Raw genomic sequence first — 19,818 nt, 5'->3', positions numbered from 1 at the left:
CGAATGATGGCGATCACGACAGCGGAACCGAGCCGTACGCGACTGGTCTACACCAGCTGACGGACGGTCGCCAAACCGCCCCCGCCGTGAGGGGCCGGAAGGACACCGCCATGAGTGCCGAGAGCGCCGCCGCCGAACCGCGACCGGTGAGCCCCGTGCGCGAACGATGGAACCGTTTCTTCCAGGGCCTGCAGAAGATGGGCCGCAGTCTTCAGCTGCCCATCGCCGTGCTGCCGGCGGCGGGCATCCTGAACCGGCTGGGTCAGCCGGATGTGTTCGGCGACGAGGGGCTCGGCTGGACGAACGTCTCCAAGGTGATGAAGGGCGCGGGCGGTGCGCTGCTCGACGGCTCGATCGGTCTGCCGCTGCTGTTCTGCATCGGTGTGGCGATCGGGATGGCGAAGAAGTCGGACGGTTCGACGGCGCTGGCGGCGGTGGTGGGTTTCCTCGTCTACTTCTCGGTGCTGCACCAGTTCCCGGAGAACTGCCCGGGCGGTTCCACGAAGGTCCCGGACGTCGGCTGCCAGGTGACTGTGGGCGGGGGCGTCGGGGCGGTGACGCCGTTCACGTTCCAGAATCCGGGGGTGTTCGGGGGGATCGTGATGGGTCTGCTGGCGGCGTTCTTCTGGGTGCGTTTCCATCGCACGAAGCTGGTGGACTGGCTGGGCTTCTTCAACGGGCGGCGGCTGGTGCCGATCATCATGGCGTTCGTGGCGATCGCGTTCGCGGCGCTGTGTCTGTGGGTGTGGCCGCCGATCGGTGATGGTCTGGAGAGCTTCAGCAAGTGGCTGCGGGACGCGGGTTCGTGGGGCGCGGGTGTGTTCGGTGTGGCGAACCGGGCGCTGCTGGTGATCGGTCTGCACCAGTTCCTGAACGTGCCCATCTGGTTCCAGTTCGGCACGTACACGCCGCCGGGCGGGAAGCCGGTGCACGGTGACATCAACATGTTCCTGGCGGGTGACCCGCATGCGGGGCAGTTCACGTCGGGGTTCTTCCCGATCATGATGTTCGCGCTGCCGGCTGCGGCGCTGGCGATCGCGCACACGGCGAAGCCGCACCGTCGCAAGGAGGTCGGCGGGCTGATGCTGTCGGTGGCGCTGACGTCGTTCGTCACGGGGATCACGGAGCCGATCGAGTACTCGTTCTTGTTCATCGCGCCGCTGCTGTATGCAGTGCACGCGCTGCTGACGGGTGTGTCGATGGCGGTGACGTGGGCGCTGGGTGTGCACGACGGGTTCAGTTTCTCGGCGGGGTTGATCGACTACGTCATCAACTGGAATCTGGCGACGAAACCGTGGGCGATCATTCCGATCGGCCTGTGCTTCGCGGTCGTGTATTACGCGGTGTTCCGGTTCGCGATCACGAAGTTCGATCTGAAGACGCCGGGGCGGGAGCCGGAGGAGGAGGTGGAGGACGCCACCAAGGCCTGACGGCCACCGTCCCGAGGCCCCCGGACCCCTGTGGTCCGGGGGCTTTTCGTCGTGACCTGCGGCCGGTACGGGCCGTGATGCCACGGTCGCGGAATCGCGGGTTCCTTACGCCGCCTTCATCGTGCTACAACAGGTCTACACCACTGAGTGGTGTAGACCATGCGTCGGTTTCTGTCGCCGCGCATTTCCCGAGACGCCGCCGTCCTCATCTGTCCCCTGGCGGCGCCTTGCCCAATGGAGGAAGTTGATGACCACGGCGAGCGCGGCACCCGCCGCACAGAAGAAGGGCGCCGGGCCGATGGCGGTCCTGCAGCGCATCGGCCGCAGCCTGATGCTGCCGGTCGCTGTGCTCCCCGCGGCGGCCCTGCTGGTCCGCCTCGGCAACCCGGACATGCTGGGACGGGAGTCGTTCCCCACGTTCGTCACCAAGATCGCCGGATTCATGGCGGCCGGCGGCAACGCGATCCTGGACAACATGGCGCTGCTGTTCGCCGTGGGCATCGCGATCGGCTTCGCCAAGAAGTCGGACGGCTCGACGGCCCTGGCGGCGGTCGTCGGCTACCTGGTCTTCAAGAACGTGCTGGGCACGTTCACCGACAAGAACCTGCCCAAGGTGGCGACGGCCGTCGACGGCAAGGTCGTCATGGTGGACGCGCCGGTGGACGCCAAGGTCCTGGGTGGCGTGGTGATGGGCATCGTGGTGGCGCTGATATACCAGCGCTTCTACCGCACCAAGCTGCCCGACTGGGCGGGCTTCTTCGGCGGCCGCCGCCTGGTCCCGATCCTGTCGGCCTTCGCGGGCCTGCTCCTCGGTATCGTCTTCGGCTACGTCTGGCCGGTCCTCGGCACGGGTCTGCACAGCTTCGGTGAGTGGCTGGTGGGGTCGGGCGCCGTCGGCGCCGGCATCTTCGGTGTCGCCAACCGGGCGCTGATCCCGATCGGCATGCACCACCTGCTGAACTCCTTCCCCTGGTTCCAGGCCGGTGAGTACCACGGCAAGAGCGGCGACATCGCGCGCTTCCTGGCAGGTGACCCGCACGCGGGCCAGTTCATGACCGGCTTCTTCCCGATCATGATGTTCGCCCTCCCGGCGGCCTGCCTGGCCATCGTGCACTGTGCCCGCCCCGAGCGGCGCAAGGTCGTCGGCGGCATGATGCTCTCCCTCGCGCTGACCTCGTTCGTCACGGGCGTCACGGAGCCGATCGAGTTCACGTTCATGTTCATCGCGCCGGTGCTGTACGCCATCCACGCGGTCCTGACCGGTGTGTCCATGGCCCTGACCTGGGCGCTGGGCATGAAGGACGGCTTCGGCTTCTCGGCGGGCGCGGTCGACTTCGGGCTGAACCTGGGCATCGCCAGCAACCCGTGGGGCCTGGCCCTGATGGGCCTGTGCTTCGCGGTGGTCTACTACGTCGTGTTCCGCTTCGCGATCACCAAGTACAACCTGCCGACCCCCGGCCGCGAGTCGGACGAGGAACTGGCGGAGCTGCAGAAGGCCGAGGCCAAGTAGCCTCCCGGCACACACGAAGGCCCCCCGGAGCACTGGGGGGCCTTCGTGTGTCCGGGATCGTTTCTTCCGCGTCGCCGGAGGCGGGGTCAGATGTCGTACGACTTCCTCGGGGCCGCCAGGTCCACCGGGCCGGAGTACACCGCGCGAGCGTCGGCGAGGTTGACCTGGGGGTCCGTCCACGGGGGGATGTGGGTGAGGACCAGGCGGCGGGCGCCCGCGCGGGCCGCGGTCTCGCCGGCCTCGCGGCCGTTGAGGTGCAGGTCGGGGATGGACTCCTTGCCGTGCGTGAACGCGGCCTCGCACAGGAACAGGTCGGCGTCCCGGGCGAGTTCGTCCAGGACAGGGGTGACGCCGGTGTCCCCGGAGTACGTCAGGATCTTCCCGCCGTGCTCGATGCGGATGCCGTACGCCTCGACGGGGTGGGCCACGCGTTCGGTGTGCACGGTGAAGGGACCGAGCTCGAAGGTGGACGGCTTGACCGTGTGGAAGTCGAAGACCTCGCTCATCGACGAGGCCGACGGGGTGTCGGCGTACGCCGTGGTCAGGCGGTGCTCGGTACCCTCGGGGCCGTAGACCGGCAGGGGCTCGCAGCGGCCGCCGTCGTGGCGGTAGTAGCGCGCGACGAAGTAGCCGAGCATGTCGATGCAGTGATCGGCGTGCAGATGGCTCAGGAAGATCGCGTCGAGGTCGTAGAGACCGCAGTGGCGCTGCAGCTCACCCAGGGCGCCGTTGCCCATGTCGAGGAGCAGCCGGAAGCCGTCGGCCTCGACGAGGTAGCTCGAGCAGGCCGAATCCACGGACGGGAACGACCCCGAGCAGCCGACGACGGTGAGCTTCATGAAGCAGAAACCTCCGCTGGCGGGGAACCGGAAAAGAGGGGGGCGACGGGGGTCGTGCGGTCCGTCGAGCGTAAGGCGCAAAACTCCCGGTCGCTCCTCCGCCAAGGGCTGTTGTGGGCGAACTCACCTGCGCTGTCACCGGTTCGGATGGAACTTGTGGGTTCGGGGCGCGTCCGGGCGGCGGATCGGTGTGAGCGCAGGGGCGCGCTGCGTGGGGCGCGCCGGTAACGTCGTCGGTATGGACACGTCCTGGTGGCTGGCGCTGGCGGCGGTGGTGCTGCTGGTTCTCGTCGCCGTGCTCGTGGACGGCTGGGGGCGGGGGCGGCGCGAGGCGCGCCGGGCGCGGGCGGCGGGGCGCGCGGCGGCCGCGTCGCTGCGGCCGCGGCCGGCGGAGATCTGGTGGGCCCAGGTGCCCTACGAGGACGGGCCGCGGAGCAAGGACCGGCCGTGTCTGGTGCTGTCGGTGCGGCGCCGCCGGGTGCGGGTGGCGAAGATCAGCACGAAGTACCACGACGAGCGGGCCGGGGTGATCCCGCTGCCGCCGGGTTCGGTGGGGGACGCGCAGGGCCGGGCGAGCTTCCTGCAGACGGACGAGGTGCGCGAGGTGCCGGTGGGTGACTTCCGCCGCCGGGTGGGCGTGGTGGACCCGGTCCTGTGGGACCAGGTCCGTCACCTGGCGTAGGCGCTGATCAGACGTCGATCAGGCCCAGAGCTGGCCTTGCAGGGTCTCGATCGCTTCCTCGGTGGTCGCCGCCGTGTACACGCCGGTCGACAGGTACTTCCAGCCGCCGTCGGCCACGACGAAGACGATGTCGGCGGACTCTCCCGCCTTGACGGCCTTGTTGCCGACGCCGATCGCCGCGTGCAGGGCGGCGCCGGTGGAGACGCCCGCGAAGATGCCCTCCTGCTGGAGGAGTTCCCGGGTGCGGGTGACCGCGTCGGCGGAGCCGACGGAGAAGCGGGTGGTGAGGACGGAGGCGTCGTACAGCTCGGGGACGAAGCCCTCGTCGAGGTTGCGCAGGCCGTAGACCAGGTCGTCGTAGCGCGGCTCGGCGGCGACGATCCTGACGTCCGGCTTGTGTTCGCGCAGGTAGCGGCCCACGCCCATGAGGGTGCCGGTGGTGCCGAGGCCGGCCACGAAGTGGGTGACCGAGGGCAGGTCGGCGAGGATCTCCGGGCCTGTCGTCGCGTAGTGCGCGCCGGCGTTGTCGGGGTTGCCGTACTGGTAGAGCATCACCCAGTCGGGGTGCTCGGCGGCCAGCTCCTTGGCGACGCGTACGGCGGTGTTGGAGCCGCCCGCGGCCGGGGAGGAGATGATCTGCGCGCCCCACATGCCGAGCAGGTCGCGGCGTTCCTGTGAGGTGTTCTCGGGCATCACGCAGACCATGCGGTAACCCTTGAGCTTGGCGGCCATGGCGAGCGAGATGCCGGTGTTGCCGCTGGTGGGCTCGAGGATCGTGCAGCCGGGCGTGAGACGGCCGTCCTTCTCCGCCTGCTCGATCATGTGCAGCGCGGGGCGGTCCTTGACGGAGCCGGTGGGGTTGCGGTCCTCCAGCTTCGCCCAGATGCGCACGTCCTCGGACGGCGACAGCCGCGGCAGGCGCACCAGGGGGGTGTTGCCGACCGCGGCGAGCGGGGAGTCGTAACGCATCGCCGGTCAGGCCATGCCGCCGGCCACGGCCGGCAGGATCGTGACGTTGTCGCCGTCGGTCAGCTTGGTGTCGATGCCGTCGAGGAAGCGGACGTCCTCGTCGTTGAGGTAGACGTTGACGAAGCGGCGCAGCTGCTCGCCGTCCACGATGCGGGCCTGGATGCCCGCGTGCCGGGTCTCGAGGTCGGCGAACAGCTCGGCGAGGGTCTCACCGTTGCCCTGCACCGCCTTCTGGCCGTCGGTGTAGGTGCGGAGAATGGTCGGGATGCGGACCTCGATGGCCATGGCTCAGGGCTCCTGTCGGAAGGTGTCGTGGGTTCGGTCAGGCGCGCGCACCCGGGATGCTCCCGGGATTTCGGCACTGCGGGAGCGCCGCGGCCACGGTCGGACGGCGGCAGCGGAAGATCAACAGATGGCGCTGTTCAGCCTGCACAGGTCGACGTGCAGACGCGCCACGAGCAGCGTGCCCGGCGCCTTGTCGCTCACGTCGAGAAGAACCATGGGCTCATCGTATCGATTCCCGTACCCGGTCCCGGAGTGTGATTCCGTATGCCGGACGGAATTCGTCCGGTGAGCGAGACGCGGGGCGGGTTCAGTAGGACTCCACGACCCTGACCTCCTCCTCCGTGACCTCGCCGTCCACGATCCGGAAGGAGCGGAACTGGAACTCGCCGAGACCGTCGGTGTCCGCGGTGGAGACGAGGACGTAGTGGGCGCCGGGCTCGTTGGCGTAGGAGATGTCTGTGCGCGAGGGGTGGGCCTCGGTGGCGGTGTGGGAGTGGTAGATGACCACCGGCTCCTCGTCGCGGTCGTCCATCTCGCGGTAGAGCTTGAGCAGGTCGCCGGAGTCGAACTCGTAGAAGGTGGGCGACATGGCCGCGTTCAGCATGGGGATGAAGCGCTCGGGGCGGTCCGAGCCCGCCGGGCCCGCGATGACGCCGCACGCCTCGTCGGGGTGGTCCTTGCGGGCGTGCGCGACGATCTGGTCGTAGAGGGCCTGGGTGATGGTCAGCATGTGGCTCAGGATAAGCAGAAGGGCCGTTCCGTACCGAGGGTTGGTACGGAACGGCCCATATGCCGGACGTCCTTGGGCGGCGACCGCAGCGGGGCACCACGAGAGCTCCGCTGCGACGGGACGCCCCGGGGGGTGGCTCAGCCGACCCGGTCGAGCTCCGGCTCACGGCGCTGGGTGACCTCGGGGTTGCGCGCCTTGAGCACGGCCCAGCCGATGCCGAGGGCGACGGCCCAGCCGGCCATGACGTACAGGCAGATGCGGGACTCGCTGTCGTAGGCGATCAGGCCGGTGACGAAGAGGAGGAACGCGATGGCGACGTACGAGCACTTCGCGCCGCCAGGGGCCGGGAAGGCGGAGGCGGGCAGCCGGCCGGCGACCACGGCGCGGCGGTACAGCACATGGCTGACCAGGATCATCAGCCAGGTCCAGATGCCGGCCGCGGTGGCGACGGAGGTGACGTAGCCGAAGGCCTTCTCCGGGACGATGTAGTTCAGCACCACGCCGATGGCCATGAAGCCGACGGAGACGGTGATGCCGAGCGCCGGCGTCTTGGTGGAGGACAGCTTCCGGAAGACGCGGGGCGCCTCGCCGTTGTCGGCCAGGGTGCGCAGCATGCGGCCCGTGGAGTACATGCCGGAGTTGCAGGACGACAGGGCGGCGGTGAGCACGACGAAGTTGACGATGCCCGCGCCGGCCGGGATGCCGATCTCCGCGAACGCCTTCACGAAGGGGCTGACGCCGGCGGCGAACTCGGTCCACTTCACCACGCACAGGATGACGGTAAGGGCGCCGACGTAGAACAGGGCGATGCGCCAGGGCAGGGTGTTGATCGCCTTCGGGAGGGTCTTCTCGGGGTCCTCCGACTCGCCGGCGGTGACGCCGACCAGCTCGACGGCGAGGTAGGCGAACATCACGCCCTGCAGGGTCATCAGGGACGAACCGATGCCCTTGGGGAAGAAGCCGTCGAAGGCCCACAGGTTGGAGACGGCGGCGGTGTCACCGGCGGAGGAGAAGCCGAAGGTGAGCACGCCCAGGCCGATCACGATCATGCCGATCAGGGCGGTGACCTTGACCATCGAGAACCAGAACTCCAGCTCACCGAAGAGCTTCACGGAGATCAGGTTCACGCCGAAGAGGATCACCAGGAAGACCAGTGCCGTGACCCACTGCGGGACGGCCGGGAACCAGTAGTTCACGTAGATCGCCGCGGCCGTCAGCTCGGCCATGCCGGTGACGACCCACATCAGCCAGTACGTCCAGCCGGTGAAGTAGCCGAAGAACGGGCCGAGGAACTCGCGCGAGTACTCCGCGAACGAGCCCGAGACGGGACGGTAGAGCAGGAGCTCGCCGAGCGCCCGCATGATGAAGAAGATGATCACGCCCGCGAGGGCGTACATCAGGATGAGGCTGGGACCCGCCTTGGCGATGTTCGCCCCGGCCCCCAGGAACAGACCCACGCCGACGGCTCCGCCGATCGCGATCATCTGGACCTGCCGGCTGCCGAGCCCGCGCTCGTACCCCTCCTCGGGGGTGGTCCCCTTGTCGACCTGCGAAGAGGTCATGTGTGGTGCGCCTTTCTCCATGCCGACCCGGGCCTTGAGTCGGCCGCGGATCGGGTCTCGATCCCCCCGGATGAAATGGAGCGAGCGGGGTCGAGGGGGTCCGGGTGCGTTCCCGCGTCGTGCGGTGCGTGCTCTCGGTGTGCCGGACGAAGGTCCTCGTGGCGGAGCCACGTGAGCCTTTGGCCGGTGCGGCGAGAGTGCGTGCCGGGCGGCGTGGGGGCGTGCTCGGACTTCCTCGGGTCCGCTGTGCCTGGCCGACGGTGATCGGCTCGGTGGCGCACCCGGCTGAACATGGGTGGTGTTCGCCGGGCGGTCGTGAAGATTTATCACGGCCGCAACAGAGATCACAGATGTGCCCTGTGACGCATCACACAAGGAGAAGGGGACAAAGGCCACCCGAAAGGGGCGAACGGGGGTGTCGATTTCACAGGATCGTTATCCGGATTTGAGCGTCCTCTGAGCGAACACTTTCCGGGGGTGGATCAGGGCATAAGGGTCGTGACGAGCGTCTCCTGGAGGCCGCCCAGCCACAGGTACGCCATCACCATCGGCTTGCGCGGGTCCTCGTCGGGGAGCCGGTAGAGCAGATCGGTGTCGTCCTCGTCGGTGATCTCCAGGCGGGAGCCGATCGCCAGGCGCAGATCGTTCAGCGCGCCCAGCCACTGCTGGGACTCCCCCGGGGAGAGCTTGAGGACCGCTCCGCCGTCGCCCGCGGGGCTCAGGGCGTCCAGGGAGCGGATCACCGCGAGGGCGTTCTCCCGCTTGCCGGCCCGCAGGTCGTTCTCGGTGTAGCGGCGGAACTCCGCGGAGTGCGCCGCGCGCTCCTCGGCCTCCCGGGTGCCCGCCGGCTGCTCCTCGGGGTCGGTGTAGGCGTCCGGGAACAGCCGCTTGAGGACCGGGTCGGACGGCGGCTCGCTCGGGCCCTCGGCGAACAGCTCGGCGAGCGGATCGGCCTGGGCGTCCTCGGCGGGGCCCGGGCCGATCAGCTCCAGGAGCTGGACCGCGAGGGAGCGGATGATGGAGATCTCGACGTCGTCGAGCGCGACGGCCGCGCCGCCGCCGGGGAGCGGTTCGAAGGTTCCTGGCATGGAGGAGGTTCGCTACTTCCGGTCCTGCTGGAGGGTGGCCCACAGACCGTAGCCGTGCATGGCCTGTACGTCGCGTTCCATCTCCTCGCGGCTCCCGCTGGAGACGACCGCCCTGCCCTTGTGGTGGACGTCGAGCATGAGCTTGGTGGCCTTGTCCTTGGAGTACCCGAAGTACGTCTGGAAGACGTAGGTCACATAGCTCATGAGGTTGACGGGGTCGTTGTGGACGATCGTCACCCAGGGAACGTCGGGCTCGGGTACGGCGGACACCTCTTCCGCCGACTCGGTCTTCTCGATCTCGATGGGTGCGGCTGCCGTCACACAGCCCATGCTGCCACCTGAGCGGGGTACTCGCACAAACGGCCCCCCGGTGACACGGAATTCGGGGCGGGCGCAGATCACACCGCGCTTAAATCGTCAGAGTGACGAGATGGGGGTAGCATCACTCGCCATGAACACAGCGGACCTTGGGCTGCCGGTGGACGTCCCCTCGACGGCGCTCTTCACGGACCAGTACGAGCTGACGATGGTGCAGGCCGCCCTGAAGGGCGGTACGGCCGGGCGGCGGAGCGTGTTCGAGGTCTTCACCCGGCGGCTGCCGGACGGACGGCGCTACGGCGTCGTCGCCGGCACCGGACGCGTCCTGGACGCGGTGGAGAACTTCCGCTTCGACGCCGGCGTGCTCGGCTTCCTGCGCGAGCGCGAGATCGTCGACGCCGAGACGCTGGACTGGCTGGCCGACTACCGCTTCACCGGGGACATCTGGGGCTACCCCGAGGGCGAGGTGTACTTCCCGGGCTCGCCGATCCTGCGGGTGGAGGGCTCCTTCGCCGAGTGCGTGCTGCTGGAGACGGTGATCCTCTCCATCCTCAACCACGACTCCGCGATCGCCGCGGCCGCGTCCCGGATGTCGTCGGCGGCGGGCGATCGGCCGCTGATCGAGATGGGCGCCCGGCGCACCCACGAGCTGTCGGCGGTGGCCGCGGCCCGCGCCGCGTACGTCGGCGGGTTCGCCTCCACCTCCGACCTGGCGGCCGGCTTCCGCTACCACATCCCCACCGTCGGCACCTCCGCGCACGCCTTCACACTGCTGCACGACCGTGAGCGGGACGCCTTCCAGGCCCAGGTGGACTCCATGGGCCGGGGCACCACGCTGCTGGTGGACACCTATGACGTCACCGAGGCCGTACGGACCGCGGTGGAGATCGCCGGGCCGGAGCTGGGCGCGGTGCGCATCGACTCCGGCGACCTGCTGCTGGTGGCGCACCGGGTGCGGCAGCAGCTGGACGAGCTGGGCGCACACGACACGAAGATCATCGTGACCTCGGACCTCGACGAGTACGCGATCGCCTCGCTGGCGGCGGCGCCGGTGGACGCGTACGGCGTGGGCACGCAGCTGGTGACCGGCTCCGGGCACCCGACGTCCTCCATGGTGTACAAGCTGGTCGCCCGGGCCGAGACCGCGGACCCGCGCTCGCCGCTGAAGGCGGTGGCGAAGAAGTCCACCGGCGGCAAGACGTCCGTGGGGGGCCGCAAGTGGGCCGCGCGGCGGCTGGACTCGTACGGCGTGGCGGAGGCCGAGGTGGTGGGCACCGGGGCGGTGCCGACCGAGCTGGCGGACCGGCAGCTGCTGGTGGAGCTGGTGAAGGGGGGTGAGGTCGTGGGGCGCGAGCCGCTCGATGCCGCCCGGGACCGTCACGCTGCGGTGCGCGCGAATCTGCCGCTGTCCGCGACCCAGCTGTCCCGGGGGGAGCCGGTGCTTCCCACCGAGTACGTGTAGAGGACCGCCGACGGGGACGTGCGGCCGACGGGACCGCACCCCCCAGGGGCGCGGGGAACTGCGCGACCAGCCCCCCACCCGCACCCGGCGACGGTCCGCACCAGCCCGGCGACTGGCCCCCGCCAGGTAAGGGTAGACAGCCCTTGTCGTGACTCCCTGTACATCCCATAGCCCGAAGGACATCGCATGCGTCGCGCCTTGATCGTCGTCGATGTGCAGAACGACTTCTGCGAGGGGGGCAGCCTCGCGGTGGCCGGGGGTGCCGACGTCGCCGCCGCCATCACCGAGCTGATCGGGCAGGCGCCCGCCGGCTACCGGCACGTGGTGGCCACCCGCGATCACCACATCGCGCCCGGCGGCCACTTCGCGGACGAGCCCGACTACGTCCGCTCCTGGCCTGCGCACTGCGTCGCCGGCACCGAGGGCGTCGGCTTCCATCCGAACTTCGCGCCCGCCGTCGCCTCCGGCGCGATCGACGCCGTCTTCGACAAGGGCGCCTACACGGCCGCGTACAGCGGCTTCGAGGGCGCCGACGAGAACGGCGTGCGGCTCGCCGACTGGCTGCGGGCCCGGGAGATCGACGAGGTGGACGTCGTCGGGATCGCCACCGACCACTGTGTGCGGGCCACCGCGCTGGACGCGGTGCGGGAGGGATTCCGCACCCAGGTCCTGCTCGACCTGACCGCCGGGGTGGCCCAGGAGACCACCGACCGGGCGCTCGAGGAGCTGCGCGAGGGGGGCGTCGAGCTGACCGGCAAGCCGGTCGTGGCCCGCGGCTGAGTCCCGTCCGCGGCGGTCAGGACCGGACGGTCAGGTCGGGGGATCAGGTCTGCGGCGCCGGGCGGCGCAGCAGGGAGCGGATCGGGTGCCACAGCTCGGTCGCCAGGTCGGGCGAGACGACACCGTTGTCCGGTGCGGTACGCCACACCAGGCCGTCGGGGTGGTGCAGTACGGCCGTGATCTCGTCCGGGGTCGGCGGGGCCGCGTTGCCGCGCAGGTAGACCGCCCGCAGTCCCAGGTTGCGCAGCCGGGTCAGGGCGCGCGCCCGGTTCTGGGCGTGGACGAGGACCCGTACCCCGGCGGGGCCGTCGCCGGCGGGGCTGGGCAGGTTGAGCGCAACCACCACCGTGCCGTTCGGCAGCTTGCAGAAACCTCCTGCGGCCATCTGGTCACATCCCCGTTCCGGTCGGCTCCGGCGCCTGTGCCGACGCCGGTGTCAATAAGACAGTCACAGCACGCACCTAAACACGATCGGCGGCAACCCGCCAGGGGGTTGCCGCCGATACGCGTCTGACCTGCAAATATGCCGACTACTTCACCGCAGGGCCGACCAGGAGGTTGATCGTGGAGCCGTCCTTGGCCTCCTTGGCGATCTGGATCCTGGTGTTGGTGTCAGTGACCTTGACACCGGACGCCGGGTCCGAGGCGTCCCAGTAGGTGCTCGCGTGGTCGTTGAAGACCGACACGCCCGAGGACGGCCAGATCTTCGTCGCGACGTCCGCCTTGTGCAGCGTGATGCCGTCCGTCGGGTACAGGCTGAAGGGCGCGTCGTAGGACTGGACGCGGCCGCGCATCAGCGTGCCGTCGTTCCAGCGCAGCGCCTCCGGGTGGGAGTCGATCGGCAGGATCAGGCCGGCGCCGGGGTGGGTGCCGGTGTTGTTGTCCGGCTGGGAGGTGTCCCACTTCCAGATCAGCAGACCGTTCTGGTACGGGTAGTGCTCCACCCAGTCCGGACGGGTCGTGGAGAAGCCGAAGTTGTAGGGACCGGTCTTCAGCGTCTTGTCGTACGACACGTACTGCCGGTTCTCGGCGATGTAGTACTGCGCGTAGTCCTTGGTGAAGGACGCGCCGATGCGGGAGAAGCCGGCCGCCGTCCACGCGGCGTCCGCGCTCTCGGCGTTGTCGGAGAAGAGGGTGGCGCCGTCGGCGGTCACCGCGATCTCGTCCGCCGCGAAGCCCTTGAGGGCGACGCCGCTGTCGGTCTGGTAGCGGAAGCGCAGGTCGATCTTCTTGCCCGCGTAGGCGTCGAGCGAGTACGCCAGCTTCTTGTAGCCGTCGGCCGAACCGGTCAGGGCCGGCTTGTCGCTGCCGTCACGCGGGATCGGCTGACCGTCCACCGTGCCGTCGAGGGCGGTCCAGTTGGCGCCGCCGTCGGTGGAGACCTCGGTGTAGAGGTAGTCGTAGTTGGCCTCGATGTCGTACCAGCCGTCGAGCGTGAGGGCGGCCGACTTCTTGCCGGTGAGGTCGACGCTGCGGGTCAGCGTGTTCTTCAGGTCGTCGCCGCTGCCGCTCCACCACTGGGCGCTGCCCTGGGCGGGCTGGACGACCGTGGTGGTGACCGCCTTGTCGGGCAGGTTCACCACGAGCGCCTGCTTGTTCCAGGTGTTGTACTCGGCGACGCCCAGCTTGTGGCTGGACTGCTTGCCGGCCTTGGCGGTGTCGTAGTTGAGCCAGCCGAGCTGCAGCTTGTCCCAGGCGTTCATGTCGCCCGGCAGGTCGCCGATGGCGTCCTTGCCGCGGCCGAGCCAGGAACCGGAGGACATCAGCGTCCAGAAGCCGGTGGAGTTCTCGCCGCCCGCGGTGTCGTACTCGTCGGGCAGGCCGAGGTCGTGGCCGTACTCGTGGGCGTAGACGCCGAGCCCGCCGTTCTCCGGCTGGATGGTGTAGTCGCCGACCCAGATGCCGGTGGAGCCGATCTGCGCGCCGCCCAGCTTGTTGTTCGAGGGGCCGGTGGCGCCGGCGTCGGTGCCGAAGGCGTACCAGCGGTGGGCCCAGATCGCGTCCTTGCCCTGCGCGCCGCCACCCGCGGACTCGTCCTCGCCCGCGTGGACGATCTGGAAGTGGTCGATGTAACCGTCGGGCTCGTTGAAGTTGCCGTCGCCGTCGTAGTCGTAACGGTCCCACTGGTCGAACTGGGCGACGTCCGCCTTGATCTGGGCGTCGGTGCGGCCGGCCGCCTTCTGCCGGCCCACCCAGGCGTTCAGGCCGTCGCTGACGACGTTCCACACGCTCGGGCAGTTGGTGGAGCCGCAGGCGTTGTTGCCGTAGCGGGCCTCGTTGTAGGGCACCTTGACCCAGTCGGCGACCTCGCCGTCGACGGAGTAGCGGCCCGAGGACTGCTTCTCGTAGTACTTCTTGACCGACTCGGTGTTCTTGCCGGTGCCGAAGTACAGGTCCTGGAAGTGCTGGCGGTCGTAGTTCGCCTGCCAGGCCGTGGAGTTGTCCTTGGTGCGGTCGGGTGCCGCGATCGTGTTGTGCAGCGGGCCGGGCGTGCCGCCGGACTTGGGGTCCGTCTGATCGCCGAACTCCACCAGGATGGTGAAGATCTTGTCGGTCTTCTCGCGGCCCATCTCGACGTACTTGCTGTCGCCCTTGCGGCTCTTGAGCTGAACGACCTTGGAGCCGTTCTTGTCCTTCACCTGGGCCTTGCCGGATATGACCTGGTCGAGCGCCTCCTGGCGCTGCGCTTCCCGGGTCTTGCTCAGCGGGCCGTCCAGGTCGTGCTTCTGCTGCTTCACCGGCGCCGGGTCGTGCCGGTCCACGCTGGTCGCCCCGGCGGTCGTGGCCGCCTCGGCCACCGCGAAGGTGGTGAAACCGGCGGAGGCCGCCGCGAGTGCGACGCCGATCGCCGCAGCTCTGTACATCCAGGATCTACTGGTCACTTGAGTTCCTCCCCCGCGTGAGCGCACGCGGAAGAGGGCCCTGGTCATGGCGGGGGACCGCGCGCGGTGATCAACGCGTGTAATCAAGTGACGACATTTGACTAGAGGTTTGAAAGAAAAGACAGACCTTGACTTGAACAAGTCAAGTGCACTATGCGGAAGAGGGGTTCGCTTTGCGGACACCGGGCGCTCGTCCTGTCGTCGCCCGGACACGCTTCGACGGTGACTCGGTGCGCCCCCCGTGCACCGGCGCTGTTGGTCAGGTCACGCTTACCGTTCGTTCCCCTCGGGCATGCACGCGAATAGAGTCGAGCACATCCCCGCTTCCGAGGACACGATTGCCATGCCTCGTCCGACCGTCGCACAGCTCGTCTACGGTTCGACCACCGTGATCTTCTCGACGCTCGCCATGCTGCTGCTGTCGCAGACGAGTTCGGGACCGGCGATCGCGGTCATAGCCGTCGCGGCACTCGCGCTCGGGCTGCTCGTCGCGGTGACCGTGCCTGCCCCCACGCCCTCCCGGGCGGCACCGGCGTCCGGTGCCGCCGAGGAGGCGGTGCCGCAGGCGACGGCGTCCGTGCGCTGAGCAGGCGCCGACGGCGCGTCAGCCGGTGGACACGACCACCGTCTTGGCCGCTTTGTCGTGCAGGCCCTGTTTGTAGGGTTTGTCGAAGTAGCTCCAGCCGCCGCAGATCGCCGTCCAGATGCAGGCGCAGCAGAAGGCGAACGGGATCCACAGCACGGCCGCCCGGACCAGGGACGTCTGCACCGAGGGGTTCTGGCCGTTGTCGAGGTTGGCGACCCGCATGTTCAGCCACTTCTTGCCGAGCGTCTGACCCGACCTGCTGATCATGAAGGTGTCGTAGGCGATGTAGAGGACGGCGGCGACGAAGGACTCACCGATCGACTTGCTGACCTCGATCTTGGTGTCGTCCATCGTGTACTCGTTGACGCCGAAGCCCCAGGAGAGCAGCCAGACGACGATGCCGACGAGGATCATGTCGATGATCCTCGCCAGCGTGCGCTTGCCGCTTGCGGCGAGCGGTGGCATGCCGGCCAGGGGATCGGCGGGGTAGCCGCCCCCGCCGTAGGGCGAGCCGGGGGGCGGCGGGGCCTGACCGCCGTCGTGGGGGCTGTCGTACGGCGAGCCCTGCCCGGGGCCGGGCGGGGGCGGATTGTCGTACGGCGATCCCTGCCCCGGGCCGGGCGGGGGCTGTTTCCGGAACGGGTCGTCATCGGGCGGCGGGCCGGAGCCGGGGGGCGGTTCGCTGCTCATGGCCCGAGTGGATCGCGAAGCCCGGGGCTGCGCACCCGGCGGGCGGCCGGACGGAGTAGCGGACCGGGACGCCGGGTGACGTTCCCTCAGCCGGCGACGAAGGTGTGCGCCGCCTTGTCGTGCCAGCACTGGTGCCACGGGCGGTCGAACAGGCCCCATACGACACCGATCACCCCTACGGCGAGCAGGCCGGGGACGCTGTAGACCAGCCAGCGGCGCAGCGCGGCGCCGAACGCCGGGGCCTCGTGCGCCTCGATGTCCCGTACCTCCAGGCCGAGCAGCTTCTTGCCGAGCGTGCGGCCCCAGCGCGCGGTGGGCAGCGCCTCGCAGAGGACGCCGGCCACGAGCAGGACCGCGAGCACGATGCCGAGGTAGACGCCGGTCGTGCCGTCCACCAGCCAGACGGTGACCTCGCGGCCGGAGAGCCTGGCCGCGTCGATCTTCTCGTTGATGTGGTCGGCCGCCTTCGTCCCGAGAGGTACGGCGGCCGCGGAGGTGACGGCGCCGAGCACCAGCGTGTCGATCAGCCGGGCGGCCAGCCGCCTGCCCAGACCCGCGGGGCGGGCCGCCGCCTGACGCCGGGCGGCGGCCTGGAACACGTCCTCGACGGGCGGCTTCCAGGGCGCCACGGGCTGCTCGCCGTCCGCGGCCCCGGCCAGGTGATGGACCTGCTGCGCCCAGGACGCCTGCCCGCCGCCGGGGCCGGTGGTGAGCGGCGTGGCGAGCGGAGCGGGGGCGCCTGCGGCGGCGGGCTGGTGGCCGGGGGTGGGCCGATGACCGGGGGTGGCCTGGTGGCCCGGGGTGGGCTGGGGTGCGGCGGCCTGGTGCGGGACGCCGGGGGCGGCTGCGGTCGCGGCGGGCGGCGCCGGGGCGGGGGTGGAGCGCTGGGGGCCGGACAGCGGGGTGGCGGCAACTCCCGGGGCGCCGCCCGGCGTCTGCGTCCCGGCCGCGCGATCGCCCGCGCCGCCGGATCCGGGCGCACCGAAGCCCGCCGCGCCCTGGGGGCCCTTCGCCGCCGCGCCGGGGCCGGCCTGCGGGCCCTGGGCGGACGGGGCGGAGGACGTGCCTCCGCGGGGCGAGACCGCGCGGAACGTGATGGTGCCCTCGTCGGAGTCGCGGCCCGCGCCGGGCCGGCCACCGCCCGCGGAAGCGCCCGGTGTGCCCTGGCCCGCGCCCGCGCCACCGGTCGGCCGCCGGAAGACGAACGTGCCGTCGGCGGGCGCGTCACCCGAAGCCGGGGCGGAACCCGGCGTCCCGGCGGAGCCCGGGGTACCGACCGCGCCGGGGGTACCGGGAGTACCGGGGGTAGCGGCGGAACCCGGAGCCCCGCCCGCGCCCGGCGTCCTCGTGCCATCGGCGGTCGGCCGTCCGTCGGCCGGGACGCGGGGGTCGGCGCCCGGTGCCGCGCCCCACGAGACGCGCCGGTCCTGCTCGCCGCCGAAGCCGGACTGCTGGGACCGGTCGGCGCTCCACGAGGACGCCGGCTCCGGCCACGCCCGCGCCGAGCCCGGCCCGGTACCGGCCTGCCCGGCGCCGGCTGCCACCGGCCCCTGCGGGCCACCGTGCCCGGCGCCGCCCGGCGCCGGTCCGTCGGGGGCCGCCGCGCCCCGGTCCCCAGGGGCCGGTGCCGGCTGCGGGTCCTCGTCGAAGAAGTGCGGGCCGGTCTCCTCGACCGCGGGGGCCGCGGGGCGCACGCCCGGTGGAGGTGCGAGCAGTTCGCCGTCCGTCGGCGCCGGACGGCTGGTGCCCGGTACCCAGGCGGCACCGTTCCAGTACCGGACGTATCCGGGGATGGACGGGTCCGGGTAATAGCCTTCGCGGGGCCGGTCGTCGCCGGGGGCCGGGGTTGGGGCGCTCATGTCCGTCGTCCCGTATCTGTCGAGGGGGTCGTATGACGGCCTCCACATCTACCAGACGAGCGCAAGCGCCACCGCCTCTCCCGCCGTACCCACCACTTTCCGGGCAACGCCGTACCGCTTCCTCCACCACTCGGGAAAAAAATTTCCCGAACCCGCGTAATGCCCGCGGCCCGGCGCGCTCTCCCTCGTGCGGGCCCACCGCAGGGCCCCCGACACGAGAGGAAGGCCTGACCATGCACACCGTCGTGGAGCGCGAACTGGAGCTGCGGCTGATCCTGTCGCCGGAGCGCGCATTCCCCGTCCCGGCCCGCCTGGGCTACCGCACCGACGACCCCTACGCCGTCCACATCACCTTCCACATCAACTCCGACCACCCGGTGCACTGGACGTTCGCCAGGGAGCTGCTGGTGGAGGGGGTGTTCCGGCCGTGCGGGCACGGGGACGTGCGGGTCTGGCCGACGAAGGCGGACGGGCACGGTGTCGTGCTGATGGCACTCAGCTCCCCCGACGGGGACGCCCTGCTGGAGGCACCGGCCGCCCAGGTCTCGGCGTGGCTGGAGCGCACGTTGCGAGTGGTGCCGCCGGGCAGCGAGAGCGAGCAGCTGGGGATCGACGACGCGCTGGACCAGCTGCTGGCCCGGTGAGAGCCGTCGTGACGCGGAGGTCAGAACAGCTTTCCGGGGTTGAGGATGCCCAGCGGGTCGAAGACCTGTTTGACGGCCCGCTGCATCTCCACGCCCACGGGGCCGATCTCGCGTGCCAGCCACTCCTTCTTCAGCACGCCCACGCCGTGCTCGCCGGTGATCGTGCCGCCCAGTTCCAGGCCGAGGGCCATGATCTCGTCGAAGGACTCGCGGGCGCGCCGCGACTCGTCGGGGTCGGCGGCGTCGAAGCAGACGGTGGGGTGGGTGTTGCCGTCGCCGGCGTGCGCGCACACGCCGATGGTCAGGTCGTACTTCCCGGCGATGCGTTCGACGCCGGTGAGCATGTCGCCGAGCCGGGTGCGGGGCACGCACACGTCGTCGATCATCGTCGTGCCCTTCACCGCTTCCAGGGCCGTCAGGGACAACCGGCGGGCCTGCAGCAGCAGTTCCGACTCGGCGGCGTCGTCGGCGGGGACGACCTGGGTGGCGCCGGCCGCCTCGCACAGCGCGCCGACGGCGGCCAGGTCGGCGGCCGGGTCGGGCGTGTCGAAGGCGGCGAGCAGGAGGGCCTCAGTGCTCTCGGGCAGGCCCATGTGGGCCAGGTCGTTGACCGCCCTGACCGTCGTCGAGTCCATCAGTTCGAGGAGTGACGGGACGTGTCCGGCCTCCATGATCCGGCACACGGCGTCGCAGGCGGCGGCCGTCGAGGCGAACTCCGCGGCCAGCACCAGCTGCTCGGGCGGCTTCGGCTTGAGCGCGAGGACGGCCTTGACGACGATGCCGAGCGAGCCCTCGGCGCCCACGAACAGCCGGGTCAGGTCGTATCCGGCGACGCCCTTGGCGGTGCGCCGGCCGGTGGACATCAAGCGGCCGTCGGCGAGGACGACGTCGAGACCGAGGACGTACTCCGCGGTCACCCCGTACTTCACGCAGCACAGTCCGCCGGCGGCGGTGCCGATGTTCCCGCCGACGGTGCACATCTCCCAGCTGGAGGGGTCGGGCGGGTAGTACAGGCCGTGTTCCATCACCGCGCGGGAGAGCGTCGCGTTGATCACGCCCGGCTCGACGACGGCGACGCGGTCGACGGGGTTGATCTCCAGGATGCGGTCCATCTTGGTCAGGGACAGCGCGATGCAGCCGTCGGTGGCGTTCGCGCCGCCGGACAGGCCCGTGCGGGCACCCTGCGGGACGACCGGGACGCGCAGCTCGGTGGCGGTGCGCATGACGTGCTGCACCTGCTCGACCGTGCGCGGCAGGACCACGACGGCCGGGACGCCGGCCGGGCAGAAGCTCGCCATGTCGTGGGCGTAGGAGGCCGTGACGTCGGAGTCGGTGAGGACCGCCTCGGCCGGCAGGGCGGCGCGCAGCCGGTCGACGAGGTTGCCGGTCTGCTCGTCGCGAGGCGCTTCGATACGGCTCATGATCACAGGTTCGCACCCGGGGCCATCGGTGTGAACCCCATGTACGGCGGCCGCCGTATGCCCGGGGAGGGCCGGGGCGGC

The 19,818-nt window shown here is 70.5% G+C and carries 20 protein-coding genes; 7 read left to right on the top strand and 13 right to left on the bottom strand.

The window, feature by feature from the left end:
• Positions 1-110: 110 nt before the first annotated feature.
• Together AB0J12_RS28195 and AB0J12_RS28190 are read left to right on the top strand one after the other, a co-directional pair.
• A complete protein-coding gene (locus AB0J12_RS28195) occupies positions 111-1,430 on the top strand; it encodes a PTS transporter subunit EIIC (protein WP_363267275.1) in 1,320 nt (439 codons plus the stop codon).
• A gap of 247 nt (positions 1,431-1,677) precedes the next feature.
• Positions 1,678-2,940, top strand: coding sequence for a PTS transporter subunit EIIC (locus AB0J12_RS28190; RefSeq protein ID WP_363267273.1), 1,263 nt, complete (start codon positions 1,678-1,680; stop codon positions 2,938-2,940).
• A gap of 86 nt (positions 2,941-3,026) precedes the next feature.
• On the opposite strand, the gene AB0J12_RS28185 is transcribed toward AB0J12_RS28190, so the two are convergent.
• Complete coding sequence (locus AB0J12_RS28185; RefSeq protein ID WP_363267272.1) at positions 3,027-3,779, bottom strand: MBL fold metallo-hydrolase; 753 nt, start codon at positions 3,777-3,779, stop codon at positions 3,027-3,029.
• A 238-nt stretch (positions 3,780-4,017) separates the two neighbouring features.
• On the opposite strand from AB0J12_RS28185, the gene AB0J12_RS28180 reads away from it, so the two are divergent.
• Entirely contained in the window at positions 4,018-4,461 is a 444-nt protein-coding gene (locus tag AB0J12_RS28180; protein WP_363267271.1) for a type II toxin-antitoxin system PemK/MazF family toxin, read from the top strand.
• A gap of 18 nt (positions 4,462-4,479) precedes the next feature.
• Here AB0J12_RS28180 and AB0J12_RS28175 read toward each other — a convergent pair whose 3' ends face one another.
• The 7 genes from AB0J12_RS28175 to clpS all read right to left on the bottom strand — a co-directional run bounded on the left by AB0J12_RS28175 (position 4,480) and on the right by clpS (position 9,425).
• Positions 4,480-5,430: a cysteine synthase gene (locus AB0J12_RS28175; RefSeq protein WP_363267270.1), complete on the bottom strand. Its 951-nt coding sequence runs from the start codon at positions 5,428-5,430 to the stop codon at positions 4,480-4,482.
• Positions 5,431-5,436: 6 nt separating this feature from the next.
• A complete protein-coding gene (locus AB0J12_RS28170) occupies positions 5,437-5,715 on the bottom strand; it encodes a MoaD/ThiS family protein (protein WP_363267269.1) in 279 nt (92 codons plus the stop codon).
• Between the two features lie 120 nt (positions 5,716-5,835).
• Positions 5,836-5,931 carry a putative leader peptide gene (locus AB0J12_RS28165; RefSeq protein WP_019065921.1) on the bottom strand — a complete coding sequence of 32 codons (96 nt, stop codon included), beginning with the start codon at positions 5,929-5,931 and terminating at the stop codon, positions 5,836-5,838.
• Between the two features lie 91 nt (positions 5,932-6,022).
• Positions 6,023-6,445 (bottom strand): M67 family metallopeptidase, encoded by a 423-nt coding sequence (locus AB0J12_RS28160; protein ID WP_363267268.1) that lies wholly within the window; start codon positions 6,443-6,445, stop codon positions 6,023-6,025.
• 137 nt (positions 6,446-6,582) lie between these two features.
• Entirely contained in the window at positions 6,583-8,007 is a 1,425-nt protein-coding gene (locus AB0J12_RS28155; protein WP_363267267.1) for an amino acid permease, read from the bottom strand.
• Positions 8,008-8,489: 482 nt separating this feature from the next.
• Positions 8,490-9,095, bottom strand: coding sequence for a DUF2017 domain-containing protein (locus tag AB0J12_RS28150; protein WP_363267266.1), 606 nt, complete (start codon positions 9,093-9,095; stop codon positions 8,490-8,492).
• A 12-nt stretch (positions 9,096-9,107) separates the two neighbouring features.
• Positions 9,108-9,425 (bottom strand): ATP-dependent Clp protease adapter ClpS, encoded by a 318-nt coding sequence (clpS, locus tag AB0J12_RS28145; RefSeq protein WP_363267265.1) that lies wholly within the window; start codon positions 9,423-9,425, stop codon positions 9,108-9,110.
• Positions 9,426-9,546: 121 nt separating this feature from the next.
• On the opposite strand from clpS, the gene AB0J12_RS28140 reads away from it, so the two are divergent.
• Both AB0J12_RS28140 and AB0J12_RS28135 read left to right on the top strand, forming a co-directional pair.
• Entirely contained in the window at positions 9,547-10,875 is a 1,329-nt protein-coding gene (locus AB0J12_RS28140; protein WP_363267264.1) for a nicotinate phosphoribosyltransferase, read from the top strand.
• A gap of 186 nt (positions 10,876-11,061) precedes the next feature.
• A complete protein-coding gene (locus AB0J12_RS28135; RefSeq protein ID WP_363267263.1) occupies positions 11,062-11,655 on the top strand; it encodes an isochorismatase family protein in 594 nt (197 codons plus the stop codon).
• A gap of 43 nt (positions 11,656-11,698) precedes the next feature.
• On the opposite strand, the gene AB0J12_RS28130 is transcribed toward AB0J12_RS28135, so the two are convergent.
• Positions 11,699-12,040 carry a hypothetical protein gene (locus AB0J12_RS28130; protein ID WP_363267262.1) on the bottom strand — a complete coding sequence of 114 codons (342 nt, stop codon included), beginning with the start codon at positions 12,038-12,040 and terminating at the stop codon, positions 11,699-11,701.
• 145 nt (positions 12,041-12,185) lie between these two features.
• Positions 12,186-14,537, bottom strand: a complete 2,352-nt coding sequence (locus AB0J12_RS28125; RefSeq protein WP_363267260.1) for an immune inhibitor A domain-containing protein — start codon at positions 14,535-14,537, stop codon at positions 12,186-12,188.
• Positions 14,538-14,880: 343 nt separating this feature from the next.
• Here AB0J12_RS28125 and AB0J12_RS28120 point away from each other — a divergent pair, with 343 nt between their 5' ends.
• On the top strand, positions 14,881-15,123 hold the full coding sequence (locus AB0J12_RS28120) for a hypothetical protein (RefSeq protein WP_363267259.1): 243 nt from the start codon (positions 14,881-14,883) through the stop codon (positions 15,121-15,123).
• An 18-nt stretch (positions 15,124-15,141) separates the two neighbouring features.
• Here AB0J12_RS28120 and AB0J12_RS28115 read toward each other — a convergent pair whose 3' ends face one another.
• The gene (locus AB0J12_RS28115; protein WP_363267258.1) at positions 15,142-15,813 is read right to left on the bottom strand and encodes an RDD family protein; all 672 of its coding nucleotides are present in this window, start codon (positions 15,811-15,813) and stop codon (positions 15,142-15,144) included.
• An 86-nt stretch (positions 15,814-15,899) separates the two neighbouring features.
• Positions 15,900-17,672 carry an RDD family protein gene (locus AB0J12_RS28110; RefSeq protein WP_363267257.1) on the bottom strand — a complete coding sequence of 591 codons (1,773 nt, stop codon included), beginning with the start codon at positions 17,670-17,672 and terminating at the stop codon, positions 15,900-15,902.
• A gap of 233 nt (positions 17,673-17,905) precedes the next feature.
• On the opposite strand from AB0J12_RS28110, the gene AB0J12_RS28105 reads away from it, so the two are divergent.
• Entirely contained in the window at positions 17,906-18,316 is a 411-nt protein-coding gene (locus AB0J12_RS28105) for an SsgA family sporulation/cell division regulator (RefSeq protein WP_363267256.1), read from the top strand.
• A gap of 20 nt (positions 18,317-18,336) precedes the next feature.
• On the opposite strand, the gene AB0J12_RS28100 is transcribed toward AB0J12_RS28105, so the two are convergent.
• A complete protein-coding gene (locus tag AB0J12_RS28100; protein ID WP_363267255.1) occupies positions 18,337-19,743 on the bottom strand; it encodes an FAD-linked oxidase C-terminal domain-containing protein in 1,407 nt (468 codons plus the stop codon).
• Positions 19,744-19,818 lie beyond the last annotated feature (75 nt).

Source organism: Streptomyces sp. NPDC049915, assembly GCF_040656475.1.
Classification (GTDB): Bacteria; Actinomycetota; Actinomycetes; order Streptomycetales; family Streptomycetaceae; genus Streptomyces.
The sequence above is the reverse complement of the archived record's forward strand: the minus strand, read 5'-3'. Positions and strand labels throughout refer to the sequence as shown.

Bases quoted from the DNA above. Each gene is read 5' to 3' on its own strand.
- AB0J12_RS28195 (WP_363267275.1), top strand. From the start codon at position 111: ATGAGTGCCGAGAGCGCCGCCGCCGAACCGCGACCGGTGAGCCCCGTG.
- AB0J12_RS28190 (WP_363267273.1), top strand. From the start codon at position 1,678: ATGACCACGGCGAGCGCGGCACCCGCCGCACAGAAGAAGGGCGCCGGG.
- AB0J12_RS28185 (WP_363267272.1), bottom strand. From the start codon at position 3,779: ATGAAGCTCACCGTCGTCGGCTGCTCGGGGTCGTTCCCGTCCGTGGAT.
- AB0J12_RS28180 (WP_363267271.1), top strand. From the start codon at position 4,018: ATGGACACGTCCTGGTGGCTGGCGCTGGCGGCGGTGGTGCTGCTGGTT.
- AB0J12_RS28175 (WP_363267270.1), bottom strand. From the start codon at position 5,430: ATGCGTTACGACTCCCCGCTCGCCGCGGTCGGCAACACCCCCCTGGTG.
- AB0J12_RS28170 (WP_363267269.1), bottom strand. From the start codon at position 5,715: ATGGCCATCGAGGTCCGCATCCCGACCATTCTCCGCACCTACACCGAC.
- AB0J12_RS28165 (WP_019065921.1), bottom strand. From the start codon at position 5,931: ATGGTTCTTCTCGACGTGAGCGACAAGGCGCCGGGCACGCTGCTCGTG.
- AB0J12_RS28160 (WP_363267268.1), bottom strand. From the start codon at position 6,445: ATGCTGACCATCACCCAGGCCCTCTACGACCAGATCGTCGCGCACGCC.
- AB0J12_RS28155 (WP_363267267.1), bottom strand. From the start codon at position 8,007: ATGACCTCTTCGCAGGTCGACAAGGGGACCACCCCCGAGGAGGGGTAC.
- AB0J12_RS28150 (WP_363267266.1), bottom strand. From the start codon at position 9,095: ATGCCAGGAACCTTCGAACCGCTCCCCGGCGGCGGCGCGGCCGTCGCG.
- clpS (WP_363267265.1), bottom strand. From the start codon at position 9,425: ATGGGCTGTGTGACGGCAGCCGCACCCATCGAGATCGAGAAGACCGAG.
- AB0J12_RS28140 (WP_363267264.1), top strand. From the start codon at position 9,547: ATGAACACAGCGGACCTTGGGCTGCCGGTGGACGTCCCCTCGACGGCG.
- AB0J12_RS28135 (WP_363267263.1), top strand. From the start codon at position 11,062: ATGCGTCGCGCCTTGATCGTCGTCGATGTGCAGAACGACTTCTGCGAG.
- AB0J12_RS28130 (WP_363267262.1), bottom strand. From the start codon at position 12,040: ATGGCCGCAGGAGGTTTCTGCAAGCTGCCGAACGGCACGGTGGTGGTT.
- AB0J12_RS28120 (WP_363267259.1), top strand. From the start codon at position 14,881: ATGCCTCGTCCGACCGTCGCACAGCTCGTCTACGGTTCGACCACCGTG.
- AB0J12_RS28115 (WP_363267258.1), bottom strand. From the start codon at position 15,813: ATGAGCAGCGAACCGCCCCCCGGCTCCGGCCCGCCGCCCGATGACGAC.
- AB0J12_RS28110 (WP_363267257.1), bottom strand. From the start codon at position 17,672: ATGAGCGCCCCAACCCCGGCCCCCGGCGACGACCGGCCCCGCGAAGGC.
- AB0J12_RS28105 (WP_363267256.1), top strand. From the start codon at position 17,906: ATGCACACCGTCGTGGAGCGCGAACTGGAGCTGCGGCTGATCCTGTCG.